Origin of the sequence: Kaistia granuli DSM 23481 (genome assembly GCF_000380505.1) — a bacterium.
In the GTDB taxonomy this organism is placed as follows: Bacteria; Pseudomonadota; Alphaproteobacteria; order Rhizobiales; family Kaistiaceae; genus Kaistia; species Kaistia granuli.
Genome location: NZ_AQYH01000007.1, coordinates 78,323 through 96,264 on the forward strand (window position 1 = coordinate 78,323; position 17,942 = coordinate 96,264).

General features: G+C 67.3%; 13 protein-coding genes. 9 read left to right on the forward strand and 4 right to left on the reverse strand.

Annotated features, from left to right (window positions below; all coding sequences use genetic code 11):
- Positions 1 to 91 precede the first annotated feature (91 nt).
- From G342_RS0110340 to lpdA, 3 genes are all read left to right on the forward strand, one after another.
- Complete coding sequence (locus tag G342_RS0110340) at positions 92 to 3,073, forward strand: 2-oxoglutarate dehydrogenase E1 component (protein WP_018183065.1); 2,982 nt, start codon at positions 92 to 94, stop codon at positions 3,071 to 3,073.
- A 90-nt stretch (positions 3,074 to 3,163) separates the two neighbouring features.
- A complete protein-coding gene (gene odhB / locus G342_RS0110345) occupies positions 3,164 to 4,384 on the forward strand; it encodes a 2-oxoglutarate dehydrogenase complex dihydrolipoyllysine-residue succinyltransferase (RefSeq protein WP_018183066.1) in 1,221 nt (406 codons plus the stop codon).
- 254 nt (positions 4,385 to 4,638) lie between these two features.
- Complete coding sequence (gene lpdA, locus G342_RS0110350; RefSeq protein WP_018183067.1) at positions 4,639 to 6,036, forward strand: dihydrolipoyl dehydrogenase; 1,398 nt, start codon at positions 4,639 to 4,641, stop codon at positions 6,034 to 6,036.
- Between the two features lie 90 nt (positions 6,037 to 6,126).
- Here lpdA and G342_RS0110355 read toward each other — a convergent pair whose 3' ends face one another.
- Positions 6,127 to 7,446, reverse strand: coding sequence for an MFS transporter (locus G342_RS0110355; RefSeq protein WP_018183068.1), 1,320 nt, complete (start codon positions 7,444 to 7,446; stop codon positions 6,127 to 6,129).
- A gap of 202 nt (positions 7,447 to 7,648) precedes the next feature.
- On the opposite strand from G342_RS0110355, the gene G342_RS0110360 reads away from it, so the two are divergent.
- Positions 7,649 to 8,911: an Hsp70 family protein gene (locus G342_RS0110360; protein WP_018183069.1), complete on the forward strand. Its 1,263-nt coding sequence runs from the start codon at positions 7,649 to 7,651 to the stop codon at positions 8,909 to 8,911.
- On the opposite strand, the gene G342_RS0110365 is transcribed toward G342_RS0110360, so the two are convergent.
- Positions 8,890 to 9,735 (reverse strand): helix-turn-helix transcriptional regulator, encoded by an 846-nt coding sequence (locus G342_RS0110365; protein WP_018183070.1) that lies wholly within the window; start codon positions 9,733 to 9,735, stop codon positions 8,890 to 8,892. The genes G342_RS0110360 and G342_RS0110365 overlap by 22 nt on opposite strands.
- A gap of 114 nt (positions 9,736 to 9,849) precedes the next feature.
- On the opposite strand from G342_RS0110365, the gene G342_RS0110370 reads away from it, so the two are divergent.
- The gene (locus G342_RS0110370; protein WP_018183071.1) at positions 9,850 to 10,656 is read left to right on the forward strand and encodes a class I SAM-dependent methyltransferase; all 807 of its coding nucleotides are present in this window, start codon (positions 9,850 to 9,852) and stop codon (positions 10,654 to 10,656) included.
- Here G342_RS0110370 and G342_RS0110375 read toward each other — a convergent pair whose 3' ends face one another.
- The gene (locus G342_RS0110375; protein WP_018183072.1) at positions 10,657 to 11,616 is read right to left on the reverse strand and encodes a tyrosine recombinase XerC; all 960 of its coding nucleotides are present in this window, start codon (positions 11,614 to 11,616) and stop codon (positions 10,657 to 10,659) included.
- A gap of 514 nt (positions 11,617 to 12,130) precedes the next feature.
- Positions 12,131 to 12,427 carry an antibiotic biosynthesis monooxygenase family protein gene (locus tag G342_RS0110380; RefSeq protein ID WP_018183073.1) on the reverse strand — a complete coding sequence of 99 codons (297 nt, stop codon included), beginning with the start codon at positions 12,425 to 12,427 and terminating at the stop codon, positions 12,131 to 12,133.
- A 112-nt stretch (positions 12,428 to 12,539) separates the two neighbouring features.
- On the opposite strand from G342_RS0110380, the gene G342_RS0110385 reads away from it, so the two are divergent.
- The 4 genes from G342_RS0110385 (at position 12,540) to G342_RS0110400 (ending at position 17,935) form a co-directional block, all read left to right on the forward strand.
- Positions 12,540 to 14,696 (forward strand): primosomal protein N', encoded by a 2,157-nt coding sequence (locus G342_RS0110385; protein WP_245557254.1) that lies wholly within the window; start codon positions 12,540 to 12,542, stop codon positions 14,694 to 14,696.
- A gap of 213 nt (positions 14,697 to 14,909) precedes the next feature.
- A complete protein-coding gene (locus G342_RS0110390) occupies positions 14,910 to 15,470 on the forward strand; it encodes a F0F1 ATP synthase subunit delta (RefSeq protein WP_018183075.1) in 561 nt (186 codons plus the stop codon).
- Positions 15,470 to 16,999, forward strand: a complete 1,530-nt coding sequence (gene atpA / locus G342_RS0110395) for a F0F1 ATP synthase subunit alpha (protein WP_018183076.1) — start codon at positions 15,470 to 15,472, stop codon at positions 16,997 to 16,999. The genes G342_RS0110390 and atpA overlap by 1 nt, the downstream gene beginning before the upstream one ends.
- A gap of 63 nt (positions 17,000 to 17,062) precedes the next feature.
- Positions 17,063 to 17,935, forward strand: coding sequence for a F0F1 ATP synthase subunit gamma (locus tag G342_RS0110400; RefSeq protein ID WP_018183077.1), 873 nt, complete (start codon positions 17,063 to 17,065; stop codon positions 17,933 to 17,935).
- Positions 17,936 to 17,942 lie beyond the last annotated feature (7 nt).

Here is a 17,942-nt window from a genome sequence, read left to right on the forward strand (position 1 = left end):
CGACTGCCGGAATGTCGGTCTATTCAGCAAGAGCGCGGCGCGTGGCCGCGCGATAAGGGAGAGAGGGGCGTGGCGCTCCTCAACCAGCATCATGTCACGCGAGCAAGCCAACGCGGCCTTTGCGACCTCATCCTTTCTTTATGGCGGCAATGCCAGCTATATCGAGGATCTGTATGCCCGCTACCAGAACGATCCCGCTTCGGTGGACGCCGAGTGGCGGACGTTCTTTTCAGCGCTGAAGGATGATCCGAAGGCCGTCGTGGCGGAGGCGCGGGGTGCGCCCTGGAAGCGCGCCGACTGGCCTCTCCATGCCAATGGCGAACTCGTTTCGGCCATGGACGGCAACTGGGGTCAGATCGAGAAGTCGGTCACCGACAAGCTGAAGGCCAAGGCCGCCCAGGTGGCGCCGCCGGCGGCGAACGGCCAGGCGGCCGGCGCGGCGCTTTCGGAAGCGGCGATCCAGCAGGCCGCCCGCGATTCGGTCCGCGCGATCATGATGATCCGCGCCTATCGCATGCGCGGCCATCTGCATGCCGATCTCGATCCCTTGCACATCGCCACCGTCGGCGACCACGAGGAGCTGCATCCCTCCTCCTACGGCTTCACCGAGGCCGACTACAGCCGCAAGATCTTCATCGACAACGTGCTCGGGCTCGAATTCGCCACCATCCCCGAGATGCTGGAGATCCTGAAGCGCACCTATTGCTCGACGCTCGGCGTCGAGTTCATGCACATTTCCGATCCGGCCGAGAAGGCCTGGATCCAGGAGCGCATCGAGGGGCCGGACAAGGCGATCACCTTCACGCCGGAAGGCAAGAAGGCGATCCTCAACAAGCTGATCGAGGCCGAGGGCTTCGAGAAGTTCCTGGACGTCAAGTTCACCGGCACCAAGCGCTTCGGCCTGGATGGCGCCGAGGGCCTGATTCCGGCGCTCGAGCAGATCATCAAGCGCGGCGGCACGCTCGGCGTGCACGAGATCGTCGTCGGCATGGCCCATCGCGGCCGCCTCAACGTCCTGACGCAGGTGATGGCCAAGCCGCACCGCGCGCTGTTCCACGAGTTCAAGGGCGGCTCCTACGCCCCCGACGACGTCGAGGGCTCGGGCGATGTGAAGTACCATCTGGGTGCTTCCTCGGACCGTTCCTTCGACGGCAACGAAGTCCACCTGTCGCTGACCGCCAACCCGTCGCATCTCGAGATCGTCGATCCCGTCGTGCTCGGCAAGGCGCGCGCCAAGCAGGACCTGCACAAGGACTACATCCGCACCGGCACGCTGCCGCTGCTGATCCATGGCGACGCGGCCTTCGCCGGCCAGGGCGTCGTGGCGGAGTGCTTCGGCCTGTCGGGCCTGAAGGGTCACCGCACGGGCGGTTCGATCCACTTCATCGTCAACAATCAGATCGGCTTCACGACGAACCCGCGCTTCTCGCGCTCGTCGCCCTATCCGTCCGACGTTGCCAAGATGATCGAGGCGCCGATCTTCCACGTGAACGGTGATGATCCGGAAGCGGTCGTCTTCGCCGCGAAGATCGCGATCGAGTTCCGCCAGAAGTTCCACAAGCCCGTCGTCATCGACATGTTCTGCTACCGTCGCTTCGGTCATAACGAAGGCGACGAGCCGGGCTTCACCCAGCCGCTGATGTACAAGAACATCCGCAGCCATCCGGCGATCGTCGAGATCTACTCGTCGAAGCTGATCGCCGAGGGCCTGGTGACGACCGAGGAAGTCGAGGCCGCGAAGGCGTCGTGGCGTTCGCGCCTCGAGGTCGAGTTCGAGGCCGGTCAGTCCTACAAGCCGAACAAGGCCGACTGGCTCGACGGCGCCTGGGCGGGCCTCAAGGCCGCCGCCGCCGACGACGAGCCGCGTCGCGGCAAGACCGGTGTCGAGATCGACAAGCTGAAGGCGCTCGGCGCCAAGCTTACCGACGTGCCGGCCGACTTCCACGTCCACCGCACCGTCCAGCGCTTCCTCGACAATCGCAAGAAGGCGATCGAGAGCGGCGTCGGCATCGACTGGGCCACCGCCGAGGCGCTCGCCTTCGCGACGCTCGCCGATGAAGGCCATCCCATCCGCCTGTCCGGTCAGGACGTCGAGCGCGGCACCTTCTCGCAGCGCCATTCGGTGCTGTACGACCAGGAGAACGAGGAGCGCTTCATCCCGCTCAACAATCTCCGCGAGGGCCAGGCGCGCTACGAGGTCATCAACTCGATGCTCTCGGAAGAGGCGGTGCTCGGTTTCGAGTACGGCTATTCGCTGTCGGAGCCGAACGCGTTGACCCTCTGGGAAGCCCAGTTCGGCGACTTCGCCAACGGCGCCCAAGTGGTGTTCGACCAGTTCATCTCGTCGGGCGAGCGCAAGTGGCTGCGCATGTCGGGCCTCGTCTGCCTGCTGCCGCACGGCTATGAGGGCCAGGGTCCGGAGCATTCCTCCGCCCGTCTCGAGCGCTTCCTGCAGATGTGCGCGGAAGACAACATGCAGGTCGCCAACGTCACGACGCCGGCGAACTACTTCCACATCCTGCGCCGGCAGCTGAAGCGCGACATCCGCAAGCCGCTGATCCTGATGACGCCGAAGTCGCTGCTGCGCCACAAGCGCGCCGTGTCGACGCTGGCGCAGCTCGGGGCGGACTCCTCGTTCCACCGTCTTCTGTGGGACGATGCGGAGTTCCTGAAGGACGAGCCGATCCAGCTGGTGCAGGACGATCGGATGCGCCGCGTCGTCATCTCCTCGGGCAAGGTCTATTACGACCTGTACGAGGAGCGCGAGAAGCGCGGCATCAATGACGTCTACCTGCTGCGCGTCGAGCAGCTCTATCCGTTCCCGCTCAAGGCGCTGGTTCAGGAGCTGTCGCGCTTCAAGAACGCCGAGATCGTCTGGTGCCAGGAAGAGCCGAAGAACCAGGGTTCCTGGGCGCATGTCGAGCCCTATCTGGAATGGGTGCTCGGCCAGGTCGGCGGCAAGTCGACCCGCGCCCGCTACACGGGACGCCCGGCTTCGGCGGCGACGGCGACAGGCCTGATGTCCAAGCATCTGGCCCAGCTCAACGCCTTCCTCGAAGACGCGCTCGCTTAAGTTGAATTTCGGGATCGGCGCCGCAGGGTGCCGATCCCCATCGTTTCATCCAGAACGTCCACCCAAGTTCGAACGGTAAGAGACCAAGCCATGGCAACCGAAATCCGTGTCCCGACCCTCGGCGAGTCCGTGACTGAGGCCACTATTGGACGGTGGTTCAAGAAAGTCGGCGAGACCGTCGCGGTCGATGAGCCGGTTGTCGAGCTCGAGACCGACAAGGTCACGATCGAGGTTCCCTCGCCGGTCGCCGGCGTGATCGAGGCCGTCGCCGCCAAGGATGGCGACACGGTCGGCGTCGGCGCGCTGCTCGGCACGATCTCGGCCAGCGGCGCTGCCGCCGCCGCGCCTGCCAAGGCCGAGGCTCCCAAGGCTGCTGCTCCTGCTGCCGCCGCCGCTGCGGCTCCGGCCAAGTCGGCTGCCGCCGACGCGAACGGCCCGGCTGTCGCCAAGCTCGCCGCCGAGAGCGGCGTTGACGTTTCCGGTGTCGCCGGTTCCGGCAAGGACGGCCGCGTCACCAAGGGCGACCTGCTCGGCGCCATTGCCGGCGTTGCTGCCGCGCCCGCGCCGGCTGCCCCGGTCCAGGTCCGCGCTCCTGTTTCGGCCGACGACGCGTCGCGCGAAGAGCGCGTCCGTATGACCAAGCTGCGCCAGACCATCGCGCGCCGCCTGAAGGATGCGCAGAACACCGCCGCCATGCTGACGACCTTCAACGAGGTCGACATGGGCGCCGTGATGGCTCTGCGCAGCCAGTACAAGGATCTGTTCGAGAAGAAGCACGGCGTGAAGCTCGGCTTCATGAGCTTCTTCACCAAGGCCGTGATCCAGGCGCTGAAGGAAATCCCGGCTGTGAACGCCGAGATCGACGGCACCGACCTGATCTACAAGAACTACTACAACATCGGCATCGCCGTCGGCACCGATAAGGGCCTCGTCGTGCCGGTGCTGCGCGACGCCGACCAGCTGTCGCTCGCCGGCATCGAGAAGACGATCGCCGGTCTCGGCAAGCGGGCCCGTGATGGCCAGCTCAAGATCGACGAGATGCAGGGCGGCACCTTCACGATCACCAATGGCGGCATCTACGGTTCGCTGATGTCGACGCCGATCCTGAACGCGCCGCAGTCGGGCATCCTCGGCATGCACAAGATCCAGGAGCGGCCGATGGTCGTCGGCGGCAAGATCGAGATCCGCCCGATGATGTATCTGGCGCTCTCCTATGATCACCGCATCGTCGACGGCAAGGAAGCCGTGACCTTCCTGGTGCGCGTCAAGGAGAACCTCGAGGATCCGCAGCGTCTCGTCCTCGATCTCTGATCGCCAGGACGGAACCGACATGGCTTTCGTCCCTCAATTCCAGTCGATCCCGGCACGCCCCCGCGTTCCGGGTCGTCTTCTGGTGGCAGGGGCGGATGCCCGCGAACTTGGCGCGCCCCTTCCGGGCGCGCTTCTCCATTCAGCCGGCCGGAGCATCGGATAGGCGCATCGCGCCGCCGAACGCATCCGGCCATTTTCGTATTTGCGCGGTACATCGCGCCGCTGGCTAACGCCAAAATCGTCCGGGAGACCCCATGTCCTACGATCTCATCGTCATCGGTTCCGGTCCGGGTGGCTATGTCTGCGCCATCAAGGCAGCCCAGCTGGGCCTCAAGGTCGCTGTCGTCGAGAAGCGGGCGACCTATGGCGGCACCTGCCTGAACATCGGCTGCATCCCGTCCAAGGCGCTGCTGCATGCCTCCGAGATGTTCGAGGAAGTCGGCCATCTCGACGCGCTCGGCATCAAGGTCGCCAAGCCGAAGCTCGACCTGCCGGGCATGCTCGCCCACAAGGACGCGACGGTGAAGTCCAACGTCGACGGCGTCGCCTATCTGTTCAAGAAGAACAAGATCGACGGCCATATCGGCACCGGTTCGATCGCCGCGCCCGGCAAGGTCGTCGTCACCAAGGAAGACGGCAGCTCCGAGACGCTGGAGACCAAGGCGATCGTCATTGCCACTGGTTCGGATTCGGCTCCGCTGCCGGGCGTCGAGATCGACGAGAAGCGCATCGTTACCTCGACCGGCGCGCTGGAGCTTCCGAAGGTTCCGGCCAAGATGATCGTCGTCGGTGCCGGCGTCATCGGCCTCGAGCTCGGCTCGGTCTGGCGCCGCCTCGGCGCCGAGGTTGTTGTCGTCGAGTTCCTCGACCGCATCCTGCCCGGCATGGACGGCGAAGTCGCCAAGCAGTTCCAGCGCATGCTGGAGAAGCAGGGCTTCGCCTTCAAGCTCGGTACCAAGGTCACCGGCGTCGACACCAGCGGCAAGACGCTGAAGGCGACCATCGAGCCGGCCAAGGGCGGCGCCGCCGAGACGATCGAGGCTGACGTCGTGCTGGTGGCGATCGGCCGTCGTCCGTTCACTGGGGGTCTCGGCCTCGAGACGGTCGGCGTCGAGCTCGACGAGCGCAAGCGCGTCAAGGTCGACGGCCATTACCAGACCAACGTTCCCGGCATCTACGCCATCGGCGACGTCATCGCCGGACCGATGCTGGCGCACAAGGCCGAGGACGAGGGCGTTGCGGTCGCCGAGATCCTCGCCGGCCAGGCGGGCCATGTGAACTACGACGCCATTCCGGGCGTCGTCTACACGGGTCCGGAAGTCGCGACCGTCGGCAAGACCGAGGAAGAGCTGAAGGCGGCTGGCATCGCCTACAAGGTCGGCAAGTTCCCGTTCTCGGCCAATGGCCGCGCCCGGGCGATGCTGGCGACGGACGGCTTCGTCAAGATCCTGTCGGATGCCACGACCGATCGCCTGCTTGGCGCGCATATCGTCGGCAAGGGCGCCGGCGAGATGATCCACGAGGCGGTCGTGCTGATGGAGTTCGCGGGTTCCGCCGAGGATCTCGCCCGTTCGACGCACGCGCATCCGACCATGTCGGAATCGATCAAGGAAGCGGCGCTCGCCGCCTGGTTCAAGCCGATCCACATGTGAGGGTCGGCCGTCGCCGGTGTTTTTCGGCGGCGCAGACAACGGAAAGCCGGCGCCCTTGCACAAAGGGCGCCGGCTTTCTTGTTTTGAGGTTCAGGTCAGCGGCTTCTGCTTGGTCTCGACGTCGATCGCCGCCGTGGCGACGGCGCCGAGCAGCAAGATCACGGCGAACAGGCCGAGCGCGACGTTGAAGGAATAGGCGACGACCGCGCCCACCAGCGTCGGTGCCAGCAGGCCGCCGAGGCGCGCCATCGCGCCGGCGAGACCCATGCCGCTGGCGCGCAGCGGCGTCGGGTAGAGTTCCGGCGTGAAGGCGTAGAGCGCGCCCCAGGTGCCGAGCAGCGCGAAGCTCATCAGCATCATCGCCGCGCCGATCCAGAACGGGTCCGCCAGCACGGCATAGAGGAAGCAGCCGGCCGCCGAGAGCAGCAGGAAGGCGATCAGCGTCGGCTTGCGACCCCAGCTCTCGACGCCCCAGGCGGCGAGCGCGTAGCCCGGGATCTGCGCCAGCGCCAGCAGCACCAGGAAGCCGTAGCCGCGCAGATAGCCATAGCCTTCGCCGCCGGAGACCAGCTTGCCCGGCAGCCAGACGAAGATGCCGTAATAGGAGATCGACACCAGCAGCCAGGCGGCGAGGATCAGCCAGGAGCGGCGGGCATAGGGTCCGGTGAACAGGGCCGAGAGCGGCAGGCGCGGTTCGTTGGTGTCGGTCAGCCTGCCGGCCAGGATCGGCTTGCCGTTGGTGGTGGCGATCTGGTCGAGCACCTTCTTGGCTTCGAGCGCCTTGCCGGTGCGCAGCAGGTAGAAGGGCGATTCCGGCACCCAGAAGCGCAGCGCCAGGCCGATCAGAGCCGGCAGCGCCGTGATGATGAAGATGAAGCGCCAGGCGTCCGCCATCTCGTTGGCGGCGGCATACCAGGCGGCGAGCGCGACGATCACGGTACCGACGGCCCAGAAGCCCTCGAGACCGACCAGCCAGCGGCCGCGCCGGTTCGCGGGCAGGAACTCGGCCATCATCGCGTAGTCGACCGGCAGCGTGCCGCCGACGGCGAGGCCGGTCAGGAAGCGGAACACCAAGAGCATGGTGAAATCGGAGGCGAAGGCCGAGGCGAGACCGAACAGCGCATCCATCAGCACGGTGATGATCAGCAGGTTGCGGCGGCCGATGCGGTCGGCAAGGCGCCCGAAGGCGGCGGCGCCGATCAGCATGCCGACGAAGAAGATCGTGCCGGTCTGGAGCGCGGCGGGCAGGCTCAGCCCGAAGGTCCTGGCGATCGCCGGCGCCGTGAAGCCGATCGACAGCACCTGCATGGCGTCGGCCGTCCAGACGAGGCCGAAGATCAGGAACAGGCGGCGCTGGAACGCCCCGGTTCCGGCGGCGTTCAGCCCCTCGTCGATGGTAAGGTTGCGCATCGTCACTCCCCGTATGCCCGGCGCCGCGAATCGGAGCCCCCTCGGACGCTGCGTCAATCGGACAGGAGGGGGACGAGACCAAATCAACATTGGTTTCATCTTGAAAGATCCATGCTGCACTGCGGCGTTTTTGTTGGGCCACGGCCTTGATCGCGACGCGCCGACCCCTTAACCAGACCGGCCCTTCACGGAGTTCTCGATCATGACAGCCTGCGGCCTCGACTTCGGCACGTCCAACACGACGCTCGGCGTGTCTGCCGCCGAAGGCCCGGCGCTGATCGCCCTCGAAGGCGCGAGCGTGACGATTCCGAGCGCGATCTTCTACACGCCAAACGGAGCGGAACCCGCCGTCGGCCGCGCCGCCATCCGCGCCTATGTCGAGGGCACCAACGGCCGCCTCATGCGCAGCCTGAAGTCGGTGCTCGGCAGTTCGCTGATCAACGAATCGACCGCCATCGGCCGAGGCCGCGTCTCGTTCCGCGATGTGATCTCGCAATATGTCGGCATCATCAAGCAGCGCGCCGAGACGGTCGCCGACAGGCCGCTCGACGCCGTCGTGCATGGCCGTCCCGTGCATTTCGTCGACAGCGACCCCGACGGCGACCGCAAGGCCGAGGAAGCGCTGCAGGCGATCGCCAACGAGGTCGGCTTCCGCCACATTTCCTTCCAGTACGAGCCGATCGCGGCGGCGCTCGATTATGAGCGCCAGGTCGGCGACGAGGAAATCGCGTTGATCGCCGATATCGGCGGTGGCACCTCGGATTTTTCCGTCGTCCGTCTCGGCCCGGAGCGCCGCCACAAGGCGGATCGGCTCGATGATATCCTGGCCAATGACGGCATCCGTATCGGCGGCACGGATTTCGACCACTATCTCTCGATCGGCACCGCGATGCCGCTGCTCGGCTTCGGCTCCGGCATGAAGCGGGCCGGCCTGCCGGTCCCGTCCGGCTACTATCACGACCTCGCCACCTGGTCGTCGATCAACCGGCTCTATGAGAGCGGCATCATGCGGCAGCTGCACGAGGTGCGGCGCGAGGCGCTGCATCCCGAACTGATCGAGCGGCTGATCCATGTCGTCGAGGAGCAGGGCGGCCATCGCCTCGCCATCGACATCGAGGCGGCCAAGATCGCGCTTTCGGACGAGACGCAGGTCGAGGTCCTCCTGAACTGGATCGAGAGCGGCCTCGCCATGACGGTCGATCGGGGCGTCCTGGTCGACAAGACCCGCGGCCTCGCCGACCGTATCGCCGCGCGTATCGACGATTGCCTGCGCGATGCGGGGGTCGGGCGCGACGCCATCGACGCCGTGTTCCTGACCGGTGGCTCGACCCGGCTCGCCCATGTCCACGCGGCGATCCTCGGCACGGTGCCGGATGCGCGCGTCGTCGACGGCGACACGTTCGGCTCCGTCGGCACTGGCCTGACCATCGAGGCCGCCGCCCGCTACGGGGTCGTCGCGGCCTGATCCCGATCGTCGCTGGCCGGCGTCAGCAGGACCAGCTTGATGTCCGGATGGCGCGCCAGCAGGAAGGTTGTCTGTTCGTAGCGCAGGAAGCCGTCCACCGGATGGTCGAAGGTGCGCAGCCCGCCTTCACGGTCAACGACGGCGTGGGCTTCCCACGCCTCGGCAAAGAACGGGCTGGCGCGGGAAAGCTCGTCGACGAGCGCCCGCATTTCGGGCGATTCCAGATGGCGGCTGTAGTCGGCGCGGAACTCCGCCGCGACCCGCCTCGCGCGCGTCGCCCAGTCATGGATGACCGTCCGCGCCAGCGGCACGCGGAAGATGTAGCGCAGCAGATTGTTTTCACATGAAACGCTTCCCGGGGCCGAGGCCCCGTCGAGCCAGCCGCTGAAGAGATGCGCCGCGGCGGCGTTCCAGGCGAGCGCCGTCCAGGCGCGGTCGAGGACATATGCGGGCGTCGGCAGCGCATCGAGCGTTGCGGGGAGGCCGGCCGGCAGGACGTCGGCGCTGGCATCCCCGGCCGCCTGCGGATCGCGCCGGCCGCCAAGATCGAACAGGTAAGCCCGCTCGGCCGGCGTCAGCCGCATCACCCGCGCCAGTCGCGCCAGTGCGTTGGCAGAGACGGCGATGTCGCGGCCCTGTTCGATCCAGCTCAGCCAGGTAGCGCCGACGCCGGAGAGCTGCGCCAGCTCCTCACGGCGCAGGCCGGGCGTGCGCCGGCGCGCGCCCGGATCCAGCCCGAACATGGATGGTTGCAGGCGCTCGCGATGGGCGCGGACGAATTCGCCCAGCTCCTGGCGGCGGACGGTCTCGGTTTCCGGGATCATGGTAGCATTTATACCAGGATAAACTTGGATCTGGTACGGGGTTATCGGGGCTGGCATGCACGACGTCGACGGTTGATCATCACCACCCACCGGACGACCGCACGGATAGGCATCATGACCCAGTCACCCTCCGCTTCCACGCCACCCCCGGCGACCCGCAACGCCAGCCACGAGGCGCTGGTCGTGCAGCAGTTCGGCGCGCAGGCCTCCGCCTATGTCGCCAGCGCCGTGCACGCCGCCGGCGACGATCTCGGCCAGATGGTCGCGATTGCCGGCCGGACGCCGGGCGCGAAGGCGCTGGATCTCGGCTGCGGCGGCGGCCATGTCAGCTATGGTGTCGCGCCGGTGGTCGCCTCCGTCGTCGCCTACGACCTGTCGGCGGAGATGTTGGCAGCCGTGGCGGCCGAGGCGATGAAGCGCGGCATCGCCAATCTGACGACGCGGCAGGGCGCCGCCGAGGCCTTGCCCTTCGCGGACGGGTCGTTCGACGTCGTGCTGTCGCGCTATTCGGCGCATCACTGGCAGGATGTGCGCAAGGGCGTTCGCGAGGCGCGGCGTGTGTTGCGCGCCGGCGGTACGGCCGTGATCTCCGACATCATCGCGCCGGAGAGCCCGGTCTGCGATACCTTCCTGCAGACCTTCGAGATGCTGCGCGATCCCTCGCATGTGCGGGACTATTCGAGCGCCGAATGGGTGGCGATCGCGACCGAGGCCGGCTTCGCCGTCACCGGCGTGACGCGCCGCCGCCTGCCGCTCGATTTTTCCGCCTGGGTCGGCCGCATGCGGACGCCGGAGGTGCAGGTCGCGGCGATCCGGGCGCTGCAGGCGGCGATGTCCGAGCCGGTGCGCCGGCATTTCGAGATCGCGGCGGACGGCTCCTTCGCGATCGATCAGGCGGTGTTCGAGCTGGTCGCGCTCTGATCAGTCGGCGCGGTTGCCGTCGGAGCGCGGATGCGCGCTCTCGAACACGGCGAGCAGGCGCTCGGTGTCGACGGCGGTATAGACCTGCGTCGTCGACAGGCTGGCATGGCCGAGCAGTTCCTGGATGGCGCGGAGATCGCCGCCATTGGCGAGCAGATGCGTTGCGAAGGAGTGTCGCAGCGCGTGCGGCGTGGCGCTGTCGGCGAGACCGAGCGCGCCGCGCAGCCGCGCCATGGCGAGCTGGATGATCCGCGCCTTGAGCGGGCCACCGCGCACGCCGAGGAAGAGCGGCCCCTCCGGCTTCGATTGCGACGGCGCCAGGCGGAGATATTCTGAGACCGCCTCCGCCACGACGGGCAGTACGGGCACGAGCCTTGTCTTGCCGCCCTTGCCGACGACGCGCAGAGTGGCGCTCGCATCGAGCGGCGCCTCGGCGCGGCGGATGCCGAGCGCTTCGGAGATGCGCAGGCCCGAGCCGTAGCAGAGCGCCAGCACGGCGGCGTTGCGCGCCGCCACCCAGGGCTCCTCGTCGAGCTGCTCATCCATCTCGACCACACGCAGCGCCGCCGGTGCGGCGAGCGGCCGGGGCAGGGTCTTTGGTTGACGCGGGGCGCGCATGGCGCGGAAGGCGGCGCCGTTGGCGAGGCCCTCGCGCTCCAGGAAGCCGATGAAGGAGCGGATGCCGGCCAGCCCGCGCGCCAGCGTCCTGGCGCCCGCGCCGGCGCCACGGCGCGTCGCCATGAAGCCTCTGAGGTCGGCGGTGCGCAGGGCGGCGATGTCGGCGACAGCAGGCGGATTGCCGATATGGCCGGTCAGGAAGGACAGGAACTGTTCGAGATCGCGCGAATAGGCTTCCAGCGTCTTCGGCGACAGCCGTTTCTCGCCGCGCAGATGTTCGCCCCACGCCTCGATCTGGTCGAGCGTGTCGCGGGCGGCGATGACAAGGGGCGGCGCGGACATGGCTGGATGAAGCCGCCGGCACGGTTAGGAAACCGTTAAGGAAGGGCTCCGGCGGGGATAGATCCGCGATCTGTGCTCGCTCGTCCGGCGCATGGGATGATGAGCCGTTCCCGCCCATGAAGAGGGCGAACCGGTCGTTCCGAGACGCGGGCGGGGATGCGAGGGCTGTGGCGGTGGGGCGTAACGAACTTTCACCGTTCCGGCGGCGCGGTCGCAGGCACTGGTCCCCGCAAGCGCTGGGGTCCGGGGCGGGGCGGGAGCGATCCCAGCGCCGCCGGGCGGGTGGAGAAAGAAAAGCGTTAGCACCCGGAGTCACTGCGGTCGTGTGAAAACCCTCGCCGCGCGGGGCCTCGGATCGTCCTGGCGGGCGGTGCGAGCACCGAATTCAAGGATCCTTTCGCCGGCAGCCGCTCGCCGCCGGCGGACCGATGTGCCCCGCGCGCCTCTTCACCGTCGCCGGCAAACCGCCCGCGCGGCGAAACCGGCTGCCGGATGGTCTTCGCTCGGGCGGTCGCTACAGCGGCAGCGGCTCGGTGAAATGCGTCACCGTCGGGAAGGGCTCGTAGAAGTCGTGCAGCAGCGCCTTCCAGCGCAGGTAGCGGTCGGAGGCGCGGAAGCCCGGGTCGTGGTCGGTGAGCGCCTCCCAGCGCACCAGCAGCAGGTAGGTGCCGGGCTGCTCGATCGACGGCCGAACCTCCATGCCGAGGAAGCCGGGACTGGCGGCGATCAGGGGCGCCGCCTCGGCCATGGCGGTTTCGAAAGCCGCCGATTGGCCGGGCTTCACGTTGAGAAGGGCATGTTCCAGGATCATGATGGCTCGCCTCGTGCAGAGAACGCTATTATGGGGGCCATGAAGGCGGCATCGTCGACCGCTTCGTTCATCGCTCCGTCGATTGGGTTTCGGATTGGAATTGGGCCGCACCGTGTCCGTCCTGCTGCCGCTGGCGGTGGATGGACCCTATACCTACAAAGTGCCGGCTGGCCTCGATCTGGCGCCGGGCGACATCGTGCGCGTGCCGCTCGGCCCGCGCGAGATGATCGGCGCCGTCTGGGACGATCCTGTCGATCCCTCCGTCGGCCACAACCGGCTGCGGGCCGTCCTGCATCGCTATGATTCGCCGCCGCTCGACGAGACACTTCGCCGATTCGTCGACTGGGTGGCGAACTACACGCTCACCCAGCGCGGCATGGTGCTGCGGATGGTGCTGCGCGCACCGGAGGCGCTGGAACCCGAGCGATCCGTGCCGGCGCTTCGCCATTCCGGCCGGCAGCCGGATCGCATCACGGCGGCCCGCCAGCGTGTGCTGGATGCGCTGGCCGGCGGCGAGCCGATGCCGAAAAGCGCCGTGGCGGGCTTCGCCGCCGTCTCCTCCAGCGTCGTCAACGGCCTCGTCGAGCAGGGCGTGCTGGAGGCACTGATGCTGCCGCCGCCGGCGCTGACCCTGCCGCCCGAGCCGGATTTCGCCCGGCCGACCTTCGATCCCGGCCAGGCCGACGCGGCGACGGTCCTGCGCGCCAGCGTCGACGAGGGCGCCTTCTCGGTGACTCTGATCGACGGCGTCACCGGCTCGGGCAAGACGGAGGTCTATTTCGAGGCGCTGGCGGAGACGCTGCGCGCCGGCCGGCAGGCGCTGGTGCTGCTGCCCGAGATCGCGCTGACCGTCGACTTCCTTGATCGATTCGCCCGTCGATTCGGTCACCGCCCGGCCGAATGGCACTCCGAGATGCAGCCGCGCATGCGCGAGCGGGTGTGGCGTGGTGTCGCCACGGGCGCGGTGCAGGCCGTCGTCGGCGCTCGCTCGGCCCTGTTCCTGCCGTTCGCGAAGCTCGGCCTCGTCGTCGTCGACGAAGAGCATGACACCGCCTACAAGCAGGAGGAGGGCGTCATCTACAACGCCCGCGACATGGCGGTCGTGCGCGGCCATCTCGGCGGCTTCCCGGTAGTGCTCGCCTCGGCGACGCCGTCGATCGAGAGCCGCGTCAATGCCGATCAGGGCCGCTACCGGCGCATCGTGCTCTCGGCCCGCTACGCGGCGGCGAAGCTGCCGGAGATCAAGCCGGTCGACCTGCGCATCGACGCGCCGGAGCGCGGCCAGTTCCTGGCGCCGTCGCTGGTCACGGCGATCGAGGAGACCATCGCCGCCAAGGGCCAGGCGCTGCTCTTCCTCAACCGGCGCGGTTACGCGCCGCTGACGCTCTGCCGGAGCTGCGGCCACCGCTTCCAATGCCCCAACTGCTCGACCTGGCTGGTCGACCATCGGTTTCGCGGCCAGCTCGTCTGTCACCACTGCGGCCATACCGAGCGCCGCCCCGATCAGTGCCCGGTCTGCGACGCCGAGGACAGCCTCGTCGCCTGCGGACCCGGCGTCGAGCGCGTGGCGGAGGAGGTGGCCACGCGCTTCCCCGATGCGCGAAAAATCGTGCTGTCGAGCGACCTGCTCGGCGGCGTCAAGCGGATGCGCCAGGAACTCGACGCCATCCGGGACGGTGCCGCCGACATCATCATCGGCACGCAGCTGGTCGCCAAGGGCCACAATTTCCCGCTGTTGGCGCTGGTCGGCGTCGTCGATGCCGATCTCGGCCTCGCCCATGGCGACCCGCGCGCGGCCGAGCGCACCTTCCAGCTGCTGGCGCAGGTGACCGGCCGCGCCGGTCGCGCCGGCGGCGACAGCCGGGCGCTGCTGCAGACCTACGCGCCGGAGCATCCCGTCATTGCCGCCATTGCCTCGGGCGACCGCGAGGCGTTCTACGCCCGCGAGATCGAGGCGCGCCGCGTCGCCGTGTTGCCGCCCTTCGGCCGGCTCGCCGGCATCATCGTCTCGGCCGCCGACCGGGCGACGTCCTATGGCTATGCCATGGCGCTGCGCCGGAGCGCGCCGGAGAGCGGGCCGGTGATGGTGCTCGGCCCCTCCGAGGCGCCGCTCGCCGTGCTGCGCGGCCGGCACCGCTTCCGCCTGCTCGTCCAGGCGCCCCGCGCCGTCGACCTGCAGGGCTTCCTGCGCGCCTGGCTGGCCGATGCGCCGGCGGCCCGCGGCAGCCTCCGCGTGCAGGTCGATATCGACCCGCAGAGCTTTCTTTGATGGGTGACGTGCACGTCCGGCGGCCTTTCTGGACGATTCAAGCGGCCGGCCGTGTTGCGAGTCGCCGGATGCTGTGCTAACGAACGCGCGGCTTCGGGGAATGTCGTTTTTGACGGCTTCCACCCGCAGGAAAAATCTTCAATACGTTCAAGGCGTTGCGTGCAGCTCCCGGATCAACCCGGAAGTGGGGGCGCGTCACAGAGCGAGGATCAGGTGGCAGAAGACAAAACTCTCGTATCAGGGGTCGCCGGGCGTTACGCGACGGCACTGTTTGATCTGGCCCTCGAGAGCGGCGCGCTCGACGCCGTCGATGCCGATCTCGCCCGTTTCTCGGCCCTCCTGAGCGAGAGCGACGATCTCGTTCGCCTCGTCCAGAGCCCGGTCTTCGCCGCCGACGAGCAGCTTCGCGCTGTCTCGGCGATCCTGGCCAAGGCCGGGATCGGTGGCATTGTCGGCAATTTCGTCAAGGTTGCCGCCAGCAACCGTCGCCTGTTCGCCGTTCCGGGCATGATCGCCGGCTACCGCCAGCTGCTTGCCAAGCATCGCGGCGAAGTCACCGCCGAGGTGACGAGTGCCGAGCCCCTGTCCGATGCCCAGACCGCAGCCCTCCGGGATGCGCTCAAGGCCCAGATCGGCAAGGACGTCACGCTTTCTTCGCATGTCGATCCGGCATTGATCGGCGGACTGGTCGTCAAGGTCGGTAGCCGCATGATCGATACGTCGGTTCGTTCCAAACTCAATTCACTCAAGATCGCTATGAAAGAGGTCGGCTGATGGACATCCGCGCCGCTGAAATCTCCGCAATCCTCAAGGAGCAGATCAAGAATTTCGGCTCCGAGGCTCAGGTTTCCGAAGTCGGACAGGTTCTGTCGGTCGGTGACGGTATTGCCCGCATCTACGGTCTGGACAACGTCCAGGCCGGCGAGATGGTCGAGTTCCCCGGTGGAACCCGCGGCATGGCCCTGAACCTCGAAACCGACAATGTCGGCGTCGTGATCTTCGGCTCCGACCGTGACATCGCCGAAGGCGACACGGTCAAGCGCACCAACGCCATCGTGGACGTGCCGGTCGGCAAGGGTCTGCTCGGCCGCGTCGTCGACGCGCTCGGCAATCCGATCGACGGCAAGGGCCCGATCGAGTTCACCGAGCGTCGCCGCGTCGACGTCAAGGCTCCGGGCATCATCCCGCGCAAGTCGGTGCATGAGCCGATGCAGACGGGTCTCAAGGCGATCGACGCCATGATCCCGGTCGGCCGTGGCCAGCGCGAGCTGATCATCGGTGACCGCCAGACCGGCAAGACCGCCATCGCGCTCGACTCGATCCTGAACCAGAAGTCGATCAACGAAGGCGGCGACGAGAGCAAGAAGCTCTATTGCGTCTATGTCGCCATCGGCCAGAAGCGTTCGACGGTTGCGCAGTTCGTGAAGGTGCTCGAGGAGCGCGGCGCGCTCGAATATTCGATCATCATCGCGGCCACCGCGTCCGATCCGGCCCCGATGCAGTACCTGGCACCGTTCGCCGGCTGCGCCATGGGCGAGTATTTCCGTGACAACGGCATGCATGCGCTGATCTGCTACGACGATCTGTCGAAGCAGGCCGTCGCCTACCGCCAGATGTCGCTGCTGCTGCGCCGTCCGCCGGGCCGCGAAGCCTATCCGGGCGACGTCTTCTACCTGCATTCCCGCCTGCTCGAGCGCGCTGCCAAGCTGAACGACGACAATGGCAATGGCTCGCTGACGGCTCTGCCGATCATCGAGACGCAGGCCAACGACGTTTCGGCCTACATCCCGACCAACGTGATCTCGATCACCGACGGCCAGATCTTCCTCGAGACCGACCTGTTCTACCAGGGCATCCGTCCGGCCGTGAACGTCGGCCTGTCGGTGTCGCGCGTCGGCTCGGCCGCCCAGATCAAGGCGATGAAGCAGGTTGCCGGCCCGATCAAGGGCGAGCTGTCGCAGTACCGCGAAATGGCGGCCTTCGCCCAGTTCGGTTCGGATCTCGACGCCACGACGCAGAAGCTGCTCAACCGCGGCGCCCGTCTGACCGAGCTCCTGAAGCAGCAGCAGTTCTCGCCGCTGAAGGTCGAAGAGCAGGTCGCGGTCATCTTCGCGGGCGTGAATGGCTATCTCGACGCCATTCCGGTCAACAAGGTCGGCGCTTTCGAAGCCGGTCTGCTGGCCCTGCTCCGTACCGAGCACAAGGCGCTTCTCGACGGCATCCGTGACAAGCGCGAGCTGAACGACGAATTCCGCACGAAGCTGAAGTCCGCACTGGACGGTTTCGCCAAGAATTTCGCCTGAACCTAGGTTTGGACCGGGTCGCCGTCGGCGGCCCGGTTTTCATGCCGCTCGACAGGGACGCTCATGCCGAGCCTCAAGGAACTTAGAAATCGCATCGCCTCGGTGAAGGCGACGCAGAAGATCACCAAGGCGATGCAGATGGTCGCCGCGGCGAAGCTGCGTCGTGCCCAGGCTGCTGCGGAAGCCGCGCGCCCGTATGCGGAGCGCATGAATGCCGTGCTCGCCAATGTGGCGGCCGGCGTCAACACCGACGACGGCCCGAAGCTGCTGGCCGGCACGGGTTCGGATCAGACGCACCTCCTGGTCGTCTGCACGGCCGAACGCGGCCTGTGCGGCGCGTTCAACTCGTCGATCTCCCGCCTCGCCCGCGAGCATGCCCTGCGGCTGCAGCGCGAAGGCAAGACGGTCAAGATCCTCTGCGTTGGCAAGAAGGGCTATGACGTTCTTCGCCGCCAGTTCCAGGCGGAGATCATCGAGCTGATCGAGCTGCGCGGCGTCAAGCAGATCGGCTTCGCCGATGCCGACGCGATCGGCCGCAAGCTGCTGCAGCTCTATGCCGACGGCCAGTTCGACGTCGCGACGCTGTTCTTTGCCAAGTTCCGCTCGGTGATCTCACAGATCCCGACGGCGCAGCAGGTGATCCCGGCCCAGGTCCCCGTGACCGAAGCCGACGCGGTCTCCGCGAACTACGAATATGAGCCGGACGAAGCAGCGATCCTCGAGGATCTGCTGCCGCGCAATGTTTCGGTGCAGATTCTGGGTGCTCTCCTCGAGAACGTGGCCTCCGAAATGGGTGCCAAGATGTCGGCGATGGACAGCGCCACGCGCAATGCAGGCGAGATGATCAAGAAGTACACGCTCCGCTACAACCGGACGCGCCAGGCGATGATCACCAAGGAACTGATCGAGATCATTTCGGGCGCCGAGGCGCTCTGACCGGATT

Excerpts from the sequence above, each read along its gene's own strand:
- G342_RS0110370 (WP_018183071.1), top strand. The coding sequence starts at position 9,850 with ATGACCCAGTCACCCTCCGCTTCCACGCCACCCCCGGCGACCCGCAAC.
- lpdA (WP_018183067.1), top strand. The coding sequence starts at position 4,639 with ATGTCCTACGATCTCATCGTCATCGGTTCCGGTCCGGGTGGCTATGTC.
- G342_RS0110355 (WP_018183068.1), bottom strand. The coding sequence starts at position 7,446 with ATGCGCAACCTTACCATCGACGAGGGGCTGAACGCCGCCGGAACCGGG.
- G342_RS0110360 (WP_018183069.1), top strand. The coding sequence starts at position 7,649 with ATGACAGCCTGCGGCCTCGACTTCGGCACGTCCAACACGACGCTCGGC.
- G342_RS0110375 (WP_018183072.1), bottom strand. The coding sequence starts at position 11,616 with ATGTCCGCGCCGCCCCTTGTCATCGCCGCCCGCGACACGCTCGACCAG.
- G342_RS0110340 (WP_018183065.1), top strand. The coding sequence starts at position 92 with ATGTCACGCGAGCAAGCCAACGCGGCCTTTGCGACCTCATCCTTTCTT.
- G342_RS0110365 (WP_018183070.1), bottom strand. The coding sequence starts at position 9,735 with ATGATCCCGGAAACCGAGACCGTCCGCCGCCAGGAGCTGGGCGAATTC.
- G342_RS0110400 (WP_018183077.1), top strand. The coding sequence starts at position 17,063 with ATGCCGAGCCTCAAGGAACTTAGAAATCGCATCGCCTCGGTGAAGGCG.
- atpA (WP_018183076.1), top strand. The coding sequence starts at position 15,470 with ATGGACATCCGCGCCGCTGAAATCTCCGCAATCCTCAAGGAGCAGATC.
- odhB (WP_018183066.1), top strand. The coding sequence starts at position 3,164 with ATGGCAACCGAAATCCGTGTCCCGACCCTCGGCGAGTCCGTGACTGAG.
- G342_RS0110380 (WP_018183073.1), bottom strand. The coding sequence starts at position 12,427 with ATGATCCTGGAACATGCCCTTCTCAACGTGAAGCCCGGCCAATCGGCG.